At 44.4% G+C, this 12,063-nt stretch carries 10 protein-coding genes; all 10 read left to right on the top strand.

All coding sequences use genetic code 11. The features are described from left to right. Window positions 1–131: 131 nt before the first annotated feature. Window positions 132–527 (top strand): succinate dehydrogenase cytochrome b556 subunit, encoded by a 396-nt coding sequence (gene sdhC, locus L2729_RS08215; protein ID WP_101091144.1) that lies wholly within the window; start codon window positions 132–134, stop codon window positions 525–527. Further along, window positions 521–868 carry a succinate dehydrogenase, hydrophobic membrane anchor protein gene (gene sdhD, locus L2729_RS08210; RefSeq protein WP_101091143.1) on the top strand — a complete coding sequence of 116 codons (348 nt, stop codon included), beginning with the start codon at window positions 521–523 and terminating at the stop codon, window positions 866–868. The genes sdhC and sdhD overlap by 7 nt, the downstream gene beginning before the upstream one ends. Next, on the top strand, window positions 869–2,635 hold the full coding sequence (gene sdhA, locus L2729_RS08205; protein ID WP_101091142.1) for a succinate dehydrogenase flavoprotein subunit: 1,767 nt from the start codon (window positions 869–871) through the stop codon (window positions 2,633–2,635). It abuts the gene before it with no gap. Window positions 2,636–2,646: 11 nt separating this feature from the next. Then, on the top strand, window positions 2,647–3,354 hold the full coding sequence (locus L2729_RS08200; RefSeq protein ID WP_101091141.1) for a succinate dehydrogenase iron-sulfur subunit: 708 nt from the start codon (window positions 2,647–2,649) through the stop codon (window positions 3,352–3,354). A 199-nt stretch (window positions 3,355–3,553) separates the two neighbouring features. After that, entirely contained in the window at window positions 3,554–6,376 is a 2,823-nt protein-coding gene (sucA, locus tag L2729_RS08195) for a 2-oxoglutarate dehydrogenase E1 component (RefSeq protein WP_248987838.1), read from the top strand. Between the two features lie 32 nt (window positions 6,377–6,408). Then, window positions 6,409–7,599 carry a 2-oxoglutarate dehydrogenase complex dihydrolipoyllysine-residue succinyltransferase gene (gene odhB, locus L2729_RS08190; protein ID WP_248987837.1) on the top strand — a complete coding sequence of 397 codons (1,191 nt, stop codon included), beginning with the start codon at window positions 6,409–6,411 and terminating at the stop codon, window positions 7,597–7,599. A gap of 80 nt (window positions 7,600–7,679) precedes the next feature. Further along, window positions 7,680–8,846: an ADP-forming succinate--CoA ligase subunit beta gene (gene sucC, locus L2729_RS08185; RefSeq protein WP_101091138.1), complete on the top strand. Its 1,167-nt coding sequence runs from the start codon at window positions 7,680–7,682 to the stop codon at window positions 8,844–8,846. Continuing rightward, the gene (gene sucD / locus L2729_RS08180) at window positions 8,846–9,718 is read left to right on the top strand and encodes a succinate--CoA ligase subunit alpha (protein WP_101091137.1); all 873 of its coding nucleotides are present in this window, start codon (window positions 8,846–8,848) and stop codon (window positions 9,716–9,718) included. The genes sucC and sucD overlap by 1 nt, the downstream gene beginning before the upstream one ends. A 97-nt stretch (window positions 9,719–9,815) precedes the next feature. Continuing rightward, a protein-coding gene (locus tag L2729_RS08175; RefSeq protein WP_248987836.1) for an IS3 family transposase occupies window positions 9,816–11,044 on the top strand; the annotation gives its coding sequence in 2 pieces (ribosomal slippage) (window positions 9,816–10,167 and window positions 10,167–11,044; 1,230 coding nt in all). A gap of 484 nt (window positions 11,045–11,528) precedes the next feature. Then, on the top strand, window positions 11,529–11,837 hold the full coding sequence (locus L2729_RS08170; RefSeq protein WP_248987835.1) for a hypothetical protein: 309 nt from the start codon (window positions 11,529–11,531) through the stop codon (window positions 11,835–11,837). Window positions 11,838–12,063 lie beyond the last annotated feature (226 nt).

The raw sequence follows: 12,063 nt of genomic DNA, 5'->3' as shown, positions 1-12,063 counted from the left end.
CAACCTTAATTAGTGGTCGCTAAACTGTTAAATGTTTGTTTCAAGTTTTCTTTTGCAAAGGGCTTAAACTGTGACCTAGTTCACGGATGGGGATCTGAGTAAAAGCGGTTCGTATAACAAAAATTAGCTCAATTGAGCAGAGTGAGCAGAACGTGAAAAAGCAAAGACCTGTCCATTTAGATCTGCAGACTATACAGTTCCCAGCAACGGCGATCGCGTCCATCCTACACCGTGTATCGGGCGTTATTATGTTGTTTGCTGTCGGTATTCTTATTTGGTTGCTTAATGAATCATTAGCATCCGCTGAAAGTTTTGCTGGCGTCCAATCTCTTTTTGATAACTTTATCGTCAAGTTTATCGTTTGGGGAATTCTTACCGCGTTGGGTTATCACTTGATAGTGGGTTTACGCCACTTAGTGATGGATGCCGGCTACTGGGAAGAACTTTCTTCAGGATTAACTTCAGCTAAAGTCGCTATGGCATTATCAGTAGTGTTTTCTATCATCGCGGGGATTTGGGTATGGTAACTAATGCAGCAAGTCTTGGTCGCAGTGGTGTCCATGACTTTATTCTTATACGTGCAAGTGCAGTAATTCTAGCCTGTTACACCATCTTTATGGTTGGTTTTATCGCATGTAGCTCTCCATTGACTTACGATGCATGGCACGGTTTATTCAGTGCTTTGCCGATGAAAGTCTTCACACTTCTCGCACTGGTTGCGATTCTAGTCCATGCATGGATTGGTGTTTGGCAGGTACTTACCGATTACGTTAAGTGTGTGTCATTACGTGGTGTGCTTCAGTTTGTTTTTGTCGTAGCAGCCTTTTCTTATATGGCCGCAGGCATTTTGATTGTGTGGGGTGTTTAATTGAGTATTCCAGTTCGCGAATTTGACGTGGTTGTTATCGGCGCTGGTGGCGCGGGTATGCGCGCGGCATTGCAGATTTCAAAAGAAGGTAAGAGCTGCGCGCTGTTATCTAAAGTTTTTCCTACTCGTTCTCACACCGTATCTGCACAGGGTGGCATTACTGTCGCACTGGGTAATGCGCACGAAGATCACTGGGAACAGCACATGTACGATACCGTGAAAGGTTCCGATTTTATCGGTGACCAAGAAGCGATTGAGTTTATGTGTAAAACCGGTCCTGAAGCCGTTATCGAATTAGAGCAGATGGGTCTACCATTCTCTCGTTTTGAAGACGGTACTATTTACCAACGTCCGTTCGGTGGCCAATCAAAGAACTTTGGTGGCGAACAGGCGGCTCGTACTGCTGCAGCAGCTGACCGTACAGGTCACGCGCTACTTCATTGTTTATACCAGCAAAACGTTAAACATAAGACTCAAGTATTCTCAGAGTGGTACGCGCTCGATTTAGTTAAAAACGACGACGGTGTCATTGTCGGTTGTACAGCAATCGAAATTGAAACTGGCGAAATCGTTTATTTCAAAGCTAAGGCAACGATTTTAGCGACAGGTGGTGCAGGGCGTATTTACGCATCGACTACCAATGCACACATCAACACTGGTGACGGCGTTGGTATGGCGATTCGCGCTGGTGTTCAGATGCAAGACATGGAAATGTGGCAGTTCCACCCAACGGGTATCGCTGGCGCAGGTGTTCTTGTAACAGAAGGTTGTCGTGGTGAAGGTGGATACCTGCTAAACAAAGACGGCGAACGTTTCATGGAACGTTATGCGCCTAACGCGAAAGATTTGGCTTCTCGTGACGTGGTAGCACGTTCGATGATGACTGAAATTCGTGAAGGTCGTGGTCTCGACGGCCCATTAGGACCGCACTGTTTACTTAAGCTTGATCATTTGGGTAAAGAAACGCTTGAAGCGCGTCTTCCTGGTGTATGTGAATTGTCTCGTACATTCGCCCACATCGATCCCGCAGACGGTCCAATCCCAGTATTACCGACTTGTCACTATATGATGGGTGGATTACCTGCCAAAGTGAGTGGTCAAGTTTTACGCCAAAACGCAGATGGCAGCGAAGAAGATATCGTTGGTCTATTTGCCGTTGGTGAGATTGCGTGTGTATCAGTACACGGTGCTAACCGTTTAGGCGGTAACTCGCTGCTTGATTTAGTGGTCTTTGGCCGTGCAGCAGGTCAGCACTTAGGTAAAGCGCTTGATGCTACACCTAACCCTAAAGATGCCACTGAAGCCGATATTGACGCTTCTCTAGCACGCTTAAATCGTTGGGAAAGCAACAAAGACGGTGAAGAGCCTGAGGCTATCCGTAAAGATCTTCAACTTTGTATGCAGCTTAACTTCTCAGTATTTAGAAGTGGCGATGCAATGGCAGAAGGCCTTGAAGAACTGAAGACTATTCGAACACGTCTCGCAAACGCTAAGCTCTCTGATAATTCATCTGAGTTCAATACTCAGCGAATTGAGTGCTTAGAGCTTGATAACTTGATGGCGACAGCGATTGCAACGGCAACGGCGGCTAACTTCCGTACTGAAAGTCGGGGCGCGCATTCACGTGAAGATTATCTAGAACGTGATGATGAAAACTGGTTATGCCACAGTGTTTATGACCCGATTACCGAGCTTATGACTAAGCGTGATGTGAACATGGAGCCTAAGCTTCGTGACGCGTTCCCGCCTGTTAAGCGCACCTACTAGGAGAAGCCCCGATGAAATTGGAATTTGCAGTTTATCGCTACAATCCTGATGTAGACACTAAGCCTTACATGAAGGATTACAGCTTAGAAGTGGACGAAGGTACTGATATGATGGTACTGGATGCACTGATAAAGCTAAAAGAGTTAGATTCAACATTGTCATTTAGACGCTCATGCCGTGAAGGTGTTTGTGGTAGTGATGGTGTTAACATGAACGGTAAAAACGGTCTAGCGTGTATCACGCCTGTTTCTACCTTCAAAAATAAGAAGATTGAGATCCGTCCACTACCAGGCATGCCTGTAGTGCGTGACTTAATTGTAGACTTAACACAGTTCTACACCCAGTACGAAAAGATAAAGCCTTACTTGATTAACGATGAGAAAACGCCTGCGCGTGAACATCTGCAATCACCAGAAGAGCGTGCACATTTAGATGGACTCTATGAGTGCATCATGTGTGCATGTTGTTCTACAGCTTGTCCTTCATTCTGGTGGAACCCTGATAAGTTCATCGGTCCGAGTGGTTTGCTTCATGCCTATCGCTTCTTGATCGACAGCCGCGATACTGCGACTGAAGAGCGTTTATCAGAGCTTGATGATGCGTACAGTGTATTCCGCTGTCACGGTATTATGAACTGTGTTGATGTTTGTCCTAAAGGGCTTAACCCGACAAAAGCAATTGGACACATTAAGTCTATGCTTCTGAAGAGAGCTGTTTAGATGCAAATTAAAGAGCCGATATTGATATAGCTCTATGAGAGTCACTTTCATTTAGGGGAGTGACTCTTTTGTCATGGAAGACAATAATAGTAAATCTGGAACTCTAGGGGCTACAGAGATTGCAGAATCCTTGCTTAGAACAAGATTCTGTATTTATGACTTTGGCTAAGCACGTGTATACAGTTTGAAAGGAATAGAAATGCACCAAGGCATCATGAAAGCCTGGCTTGAATCGTCTCATCTTAATGGCGCGAATTTGACCTATGTAGAAGAGATGTATGAAGCCTATCAAGAAGATCCGCAGTCAGTAATTGAAGACTGGCGTGTCGTGTTTGATAACCTCCCTCTAGTGAATGGTACATCAAGTGACGTGCCTGAAGCTGCCCACTCTAAAGTACGCGACTATTTTCGTAGTCTTGCATTAGATGGACGTCAGAAAGGTTCACCTAAGGTGACCGATCACGAAGTCGATGCAAAACAAGTTAAAGTCCTACAGATGATTAACGCGCACCGTTTCCGTGGTCATCAGAACGCGAATTTGGACCCGCTAGACATTTGGAAACGCGATAAGGTTTCTGAATTAGACCCCGTTTTCCACGGTCTAGACAGCGATGATATGCAGCGTGAATTCAATACTGGTTCGTTTGCTCATGGTGGTGATACCATGAAGCTAGTCGATCTTGTTAAAGCCTTAAAAGCCACTTATTGTGGTTCGATAGGTGCAGAATACATGCATATCACTGATACGGACGAGAAACGCTGGATCCAGCAACGTCTCGAACCGTCTCTCGGTGCCGCAAAATATTCGAAAGCCGATAAAACTCGCATTCTTGAAGGACTTAACGCAGCCGAAGGTATCGAAAAATACCTTGGTGCTAAGTTCCCAGGAGCAAAACGTTTCTCACTCGAAGGTGGTGATGCGCTTGTTCCTATGATGCGCGAAATTATTTATCGTGCGGGTGATGCGGGTACCAAAGAAGTGGTCATCGGCATGGCTCACCGTGGTCGTTTAAACCTGCTCGTCAATGTGCTTGGTAAAAAACCATCAGAGTTGTTTGATGAATTTGCCGGTAAGCATAGCGATGAGCTTAACGGCTCGGGTGATGTTAAGTATCACCAAGGTTTCTCCTCAGATTTTGAAACACCCGGTGGCAATGTCCATCTAGCACTCGCCTTTAACCCATCTCACTTAGAGATCGTAAATCCAGTGGTTATTGGTTCAGTACGTGCTCGTTTAGACCGACGTGAATGTGACACCGGCCTGCAAGTGATGCCAATCACCATCCATGGTGATTCCGCTATTACGGGTCAGGGCATTGTTCAAGAAACGTTTAATATGTCGCAGACTCGCGGCTTTAAAGTAGGCGGTTCAATCCGTATCGTTGTCAACAACCAAGTCGGTTTTACCACAAACTTGATGGAAGATGTTCGTTCAACAGAATACTGTACTGATATTGCCAAGATGGTACAGGCGCCTATTTTCCACGTTAACGCTGATGACCCTGAAGCGGTCGCTTTTGTTTCTCAACTTGCTGTTGATTACCGAAATGAATTTAAGCGTGATGTGGTGATTGATTTGGTTTGTTATCGTCGTCATGGCCATAACGAAGCGGATGAACCTAGTGCGACTCAGCCATTGATGTACGCCAAAATCAAAAAACATCCTACACCAAGAAAAATCTACGCCGACAAGCTCATTGCTGAAAATGCAATTGGTTCTGATGACGTGACTTCGATGGTGAATGCTTATCGTGATGCATTAGATGAAGGCGATTGTGTGGTTAAAGAGTGGCGTCCTATGACGTTACATTCTGTCGACTGGACACCCTATATCGGCGCTGAGTGGAATGACGATTATCCTGCGCAAATGTCAATGGATCGCATTAAGAACCTAGCCGATAAAATCAGTTATGTGCCAGAAAGCCACAAGCTGCAATCTCGAGTAGCAAAAATCTACAAAGACCGTCTATTGATGGCTGCTGGCGAAAAGCTTCTCGATTGGGGTTTTGCCGAGACGCTCGCATACGCATCTATTCTTGAAGATAAGAAGCGTATCCGCATTACAGGTCAAGATTCAGGCCGTGGAACATTCTTCCATCGTCATGCTGTGTTGCATAATCAAAATGACGCAACGGCGTATATGCCATTGCGTAATATCGCTGACGACCAAGGTCCAATCGATCTTATTGATTCTGTCTTGTCTGAAGCATCAGTGCTTGCATTTGAGTATGGCTATGCAACGGCAGAACCTGGTGGACTGACACTGTGGGAAGCTCAGTTTGGTGATTTCGCTAACTGTGCACAGGTGGTGATTGATCAATTCTTATCATCTGGTGAGCAAAAATGGGGCCGCCTATGTGGCCTAACAATGTTGCTGCCACACGGTTATGAAGGTCAAGGCCCAGAGCATTCAAGTGCGCGTCTAGAACGCTTCTTGCAACTTTGTGCTAACCACAATATGCAAGTGTGCGTGCCATCAACGCCAGCGCAGGTTTATCACATGTTGCGCCGTCAAGTTGTACGTCCTATGCGTCGTCCACTTGTGGTTATGTCACCTAAGTCGCTGCTACGTCATCCATTAGCGGTTTCAAGCTTGGAAGAGTTAGCCGAAGGTACATTCCAAAATGTTATCGGTGAAATCGATGACTTAACGCCGAGTAAAGTTGATAGAGTTGTATTCTGTAGCGGTAAAGTTTACTTCGAATTGCTAGAACGTCGTCGTAAAGAAGGCAAAGATAACGTCGCACTTATTCGTGTGGAACAATTATATCCGTTCCCACATGAAGAAGCGGCAGCGATGATCGCTGATTATGCACACGTCAAAGATTTTGTTTGGTGCCAAGAAGAGCCGCAAAACCAAGGGGCTTGGTATTGCAGCCAACATCATTTCTGGAGCGTTGTACCTGCAGGAGCTCAATTGAGCTACGCCGGTCGTGAAGCTTCAGCTGCGCCAGCATGTGGTTACCCTACGCTGCACGCTCAGCAACAAGAATCGTTAATTAGCAGTGCATTAAAACTGTAGTAATAGACATTATATAAAAAGGATCGTTATCCATGAGTATCGAAATTAAGGTACCCGTACTGCCAGAATCTGTTGCTGATGCAACTATTGCTACTTGGCATGTTCAAGCTGGTGAGCAAGTTTCTCGTGATCAAATCCTTGTTGATATTGAAACCGACAAAGTCGTACTTGAAGTTGTTGCACCTGAAGATGGTCAAATTGCTGAATTCCTTGCGGAAGAAGGCGAGACTGTTTTAGGCGAAGCCGTGATTGCTAAGTTCGTTGCTGGCGCAGTAGCGGGTCAAGAAGTGACTAAAGCTGAAGCTGAAGCGGCAACGCCTGCAGCTGAAGCTGAAGAGACAAGTGATGCTTTAAGCCCATCAGTTCGACGTTTAATTGCTGAGCATAATCTTAATGCAAGCGCAGTTAAAGGCACTGGCGTTGGTGGCCGTATTACTAAGGAAGATGTTGAAGCATTTGTTAAAAATGCTAAAGCAGCTCCTGCCCCTAGCGCACCAGCCGTTGTTGCAGCGCCGCTTGCTGAACGTAGTGAAAAGCGTGTACCGATGAGCCGTCTGCGTAAGACGATTGCTAATCGTTTACTGGAAGCTAAAAATTCAACTGCCATGCTAACGACGTTTAACGAAGTTAACATGAAGCCAATCATGAGTATCCGTAAGCAATATCAAGAAGTTTTTGAGAAGCGCCACGGTATCCGTTTAGGTTTTATGTCTTTCTACGTGAAAGCCGTGACTGAAGCATTGAAGCGATTCCCAGAAGTTAACGCTTCTATCGATGGTGACGAAATTGTTTATCATAACTACTTCGACATCAGCATCGCCGTTTCGACCCCTCGTGGTCTAGTGACTCCAGTGCTGCGTGACACCGATAAGATGAGCCTTGCAGACATCGAACGTAACGTGCGTGAACTTGCGCTTAAAGGCCGTGACGGTAAGTTAACTGTTGCTGACATGACCGGCGGTAACTTCACCATCACTAACGGTGGTGTATTTGGCTCGCTAATGTCGACTCCAATTTTGAACCTGCCACAAAGCGCGATTTTAGGCATGCATGCCATCAAAGATCGCCCTATGGCAGTTAATGGTCAGGTTGAAATCCTGCCTATGATGTACCTCGCACTTTCTTACGATCATCGTATCGTAGATGGTCGTGAGTCGGTTGGTTATTTGGTTGCTATTAAAGACTTCCTAGAAGACCCAACTCGTCTGCTACTTGACCTATAAATCAAGACAGACAATACCCTCGCTGCAGGTCCATTTGGGCCTGTTGAAAAATTGATTAGTAGTAATATGGATAGATCATCATGAATTTGCATGAGTATCAGGCAAAATCTTTATTTGCCGAATATGGTTTACCAGTGTCAGAAGGTTTTGCATGTGATACAGCTCAAGAAGCTGTAGAAGCTGCAGGACATATTGGCGGTGATATGTGGGTTGTTAAGTGTCAAGTACACGCAGGCGGCCGTGGTAAAGCAGGTGGCGTTAAAGTTACTGGCGATAAAGAAGAGATCAGAGCATTTGCTGAAAAGTGGTTAGGTAAGAACCTAGTAACTTATCAAACTGACGAGAAAGGCCAGCCGGTTGCTAAAATCTTAGTAGAAACCTGTACCGATATCGCAGAAGAATTATACCTAGGTGCTGTTGTAGACCGTGCAACACGACGCGTTGTGTTCATGGCTTCAACTGAAGGTGGCGTTGAAATTGAAACTGTGGCAGAAGAAACGCCAGAGTTGATCCATAAAGCTATCATCGACCCGATTACAGGGCCTCAACCATACCAAGCACGTGATCTTGGCTTCAAATTGGGTCTAAACCCAACACAAATGAAGCAGTTCACTAAAGTCTTTATGGGCTTGGCGAAAATGTTTGAAGATCATGATTTCGCATTACTCGAAATCAACCCACTTGTTATCACAAACGAAGGCAACATTCATTGTCTTGATGGCAAGATTGGTATCGACGGTAACGCTTTATTCCGTCAGCCTAAAATCCGTGATATGCACGATCCATCACAAGATGATGCTCGTGAAGCTCACGCTGCTAAGTTTGAACTTAACTATGTAGCACTTGACGGAAACGTGGGTTGTATGGTTAACGGCGCAGGCCTAGCAATGGGTACGATGGATATCGTAAACCTTCATGGCGGCAAGCCGGCTAACTTCCTCGATGTAGGAGGCGGAGCAACTAAAGAACGTGTTGCTGAAGCATTCAAGATCATCTTGTCAGATTCAAATGTTAAGGCTGTTCTTGTGAACATCTTTGGCGGTATCGTTCGTTGTGACATGATTGCTGAAGGCATCATTGGCGCAGTCAAAGAAGTTGGCGTTGAAGTGCCTGTTATTGTACGTCTAGAAGGGACTAACGCTGAACTGGGTCGTGAAGTGCTTGCGAACTCAGATCTAGATATCATTGCTGCTACAAGTCTAACTGACGCGGCTGAGCAAGTTGTTAAAGCTGCGGAGGGCAAATAATGTCTGTCTTAATTAATAAAGATACCAAAGTTATCTGTCAAGGTTTCACTGGCGGTCAAGGTACATTCCACTCTGAGCAAGCTATCGATTACGGTACTCAGATGGTCGGTGGTGTATCACCAGGGAAAGGCGGTAAAATTCACCTAGGTCTTCCAGTATTTAATACTGTTAAAGACGCAGTTGAAGTGACAGGCGCTACAGCGTCAGTTATCTACGTACCAGCACCTTTTTGTAAAGATGCAATCCTTGAAGCAATCGACGGTGGCATTGAGCTAATCGTATGTATTACTGAAGGTATTCCTACGTTAGATATGCTTCAAGTTAAAGTTAAACTTGAAGAGACTGGCGTACGTATGATCGGTCCTAACTGCCCAGGTGTTATCACTCCGGGTGAATGTAAGATTGGTATCATGCCTGGTCATATTCACAAGCCGGGTAAAGTCGGTATTGTTTCTCGCTCTGGTACGTTGACGTACGAAGCGGTTAAGCAGACAACTGACGAAGGTTTCGGCCAATCAACATGTGTTGGTATTGGTGGCGACCCTATTCCTGGTACTAACTTCATCGACGTATTGGAAATGTTCCAAAACGATCCACAAACTGAAGCAATCGTAATGATTGGTGAAATTGGTGGTACTGCTGAAGAAGAAGCAGCTGAATACATTAAAGCGAATGTGACTAAGCCTGTTGTTTCATACATTGCTGGTGTTACTGCACCTGAAGGCAAGCGTATGGGCCATGCTGGCGCGATTATCGCTGGCGGTAAAGGTACTGCAGAAGATAAGTTTGCTGCGCTAGAAGCAGCAGGCGTAACAACTGTACGTTCTCTTGCTGATATTGGTAAAGCACTTCGTACTAGAACAGGTTGGTAATAACCCCGTCTAGTTGAAAAGCCGCTCTATTAGTAGAGCGGCTTTTTTATTGGCTCTGTCCCGTCCTGAGATAAGTTGACACTTTGGAGACTTATCTATGAAACCTTCAAGTTCAATCAGCAGTAAACGTACACAGCGTGATTATACATTAGGCTTTAAATTAGCCGTCGTCAGCCAGGTAGAAAAAGGCGAGCTGACTTATAAACAAGCTCAAGAACACTACGGGATCCAAGGTCGGAGTACTGTCCTTACATGGCTAAGAAAGCATGGTAGATTAGACTGGACACAGCCCATTGAGCACTCCCTTATGTCTAAATCTAAAGAAACACCCGCCCAAAAAATCAAACGCCTCGAGAAGCAAGTTTCTAATCTAGAAATGAAAAATATGATTTACGGCGATATGGTTGAACTGTTAAAGAATGAATATGGGATCGATTTAGAAAAAAAGTACTTAGCCGAGCGCTCTGGATTGCCAAAGAAAAAGGCACAGTAAAGTTAGCATCAGCGAGTCGGCAATTTAATTTATCGAGACAAGCTATTTATCAGTGGAAGCAACGCGTTGAAACGAAAGCTGAAAAGCTCAAACCCGTGGTGCCGATGGTGATGTATTGGCGTCAATTTATGCCTAGAGTAGGAACCCGTAAGCTCTACCAACTCATCAAGCCACAGCTGATCGAGCAAGGAATAAAGCTTGGCAGAGATGGGTTATTTCAACATTTGAAACGGCACGATATGTTGGTAAAGCCGCGAAAGAACTACACCAAAACAACGAATAGCCATCATTGGCTTAGAAAGTACCCTAACTTACTTAAAGACAAAGTTATTGAACGTGCAGAAGAGGTACTCGTTAGCGATATCACTTATGTGAAATCAGATGAGGGAACACATTACTTATCGCTGGTGACAGACGCGTACTCCAGAAAGATAATGGGATATGAACTCAGCGATGAAATGAAAGCCTCAGATGTCGTTAAAGCGTTGGATATGACGGTAAAGAACCGGATAACAACGGGCAATATTATTCACCACTCGGACAGAGGAATACAATACTGTTCGGCTGAGTACCAAATGAGATTAGCGGCGAATGGCATCACGCCCTCAATGACGGATGGATATGACTGCTACCAAAATGCACTGGCGGAGCGAGTGAATGGTATTTTGAAGCATGAGTTTTTGCTTTGTCGTTGCCGAACGATGAAAGAGCTTGGTGTGTTAGTCAAAGAATCGATAGAGATTTACAATCAATTACGGCCGCATCTTAGTTTAGGAATGAAAACCCCAAACGAGGTGCATGAAAAAGCCAGTCGGAAAAACCAACTGGCTTAATAAAAACCGTCAACCTATTTTAGGACTAGACACTCATTATGAATCACTCACTCTTCCATAATACCTAGCAGCACCATCCGCAACGTTTTCAATCTGCAGCATTAGCTATCATAAAATATTTCTACCAACACTTCTTACATTAAAGTCGGCGGCGTTAACGGTGTTTTAACGATTAAAAATATTAATCAGCGAATCATATTGCAGGCCTATAGATTAAACAAGAAACTAATCGAGTTGCAGCTTTAAGCAAGCTATCGGTATGCCGTTAAGGTGATGGGTTGAACAGTGGATAAGACTCATTTAAAGAAGCACGGTTAGTGTCTGTATATTAATCCGCCTCAGTGTTTTTAGAGCTTTAAAGTGTGTTTACCTACGTAGCTAGAACTTATGGTGTCAAAATGGCTATATTCAGTCAAAAATATGGCGATATGGTCGCTATCTGTTATACCTAATTTATCTATAGAGGAACTTGTAGGTACATTATATGTCTATGGTCAGTGCAAAAGAGTTTTCGGATTGGTTAAGGTTAAGGTTTGAAGGGCTTAATGAAGGAGTATCTTTAAGCCGAAAAGATATCAATCAACTTACGGGTCGGCAAAATTTTTCATCAGATTTTGTTAATGATATTCATTTTGAATTAATGCGTCATGATCTAGCCTTTGTGACGGACACGTCTCGTGAGAATTTTTATCTGGTACCGATTAATAAACAATCGTGGCGTGTAAAGCTCGAAGAGCAGTTTGAGAAAGAAATTTTTTGTAATGTCATACCACTAAACATCACCAATAATTAAGCTCGGTCAACGAGTCTGTGGGGTCTTCTTTAGGGATCGAGTCTCATTTTTGAAATATTTAATATTGTTAGCAGCGGATGCTTTTAGCCCCTCAATAATTTCACTTCTAACTCCAATCACTATTTTCATATAAGTCAGTGTTTCCCTTGGTTCACTTCGTGAAATAACTTTAACATCCCTTTAATCTGTTATCATTACGGCTAATTTTCCTCGGTCGATAGACTTG

This window comes from Shewanella gelidimarina (genome assembly GCF_023283945.1).
GTDB classification, from domain to species: Bacteria; Pseudomonadota; Gammaproteobacteria; order Enterobacterales; family Shewanellaceae; genus Shewanella; species Shewanella gelidimarina.
The sequence above is the reverse complement of the archived record's forward strand: the minus strand, read 5'-3'. Positions and strand labels throughout refer to the sequence as shown.

What these genes read in the sequence shown, in the direction of transcription:
- sdhD (WP_101091143.1), top strand. Translation starts at nt 521, where the DNA reads ATGGTAACTAATGCAGCAAGTCTTGGTCGCAGTGGTGTCCATGACTTT.
- L2729_RS08200 (WP_101091141.1), top strand. Translation starts at nt 2,647, where the DNA reads ATGAAATTGGAATTTGCAGTTTATCGCTACAATCCTGATGTAGACACT.
- sucA (WP_248987838.1), top strand. Translation starts at nt 3,554, where the DNA reads ATGCACCAAGGCATCATGAAAGCCTGGCTTGAATCGTCTCATCTTAAT.
- odhB (WP_248987837.1), top strand. Translation starts at nt 6,409, where the DNA reads ATGAGTATCGAAATTAAGGTACCCGTACTGCCAGAATCTGTTGCTGAT.
- sucC (WP_101091138.1), top strand. Translation starts at nt 7,680, where the DNA reads ATGAATTTGCATGAGTATCAGGCAAAATCTTTATTTGCCGAATATGGT.
- sucD (WP_101091137.1), top strand. Translation starts at nt 8,846, where the DNA reads ATGTCTGTCTTAATTAATAAAGATACCAAAGTTATCTGTCAAGGTTTC.
- L2729_RS08170 (WP_248987835.1), top strand. Translation starts at nt 11,529, where the DNA reads ATGTCTATGGTCAGTGCAAAAGAGTTTTCGGATTGGTTAAGGTTAAGG.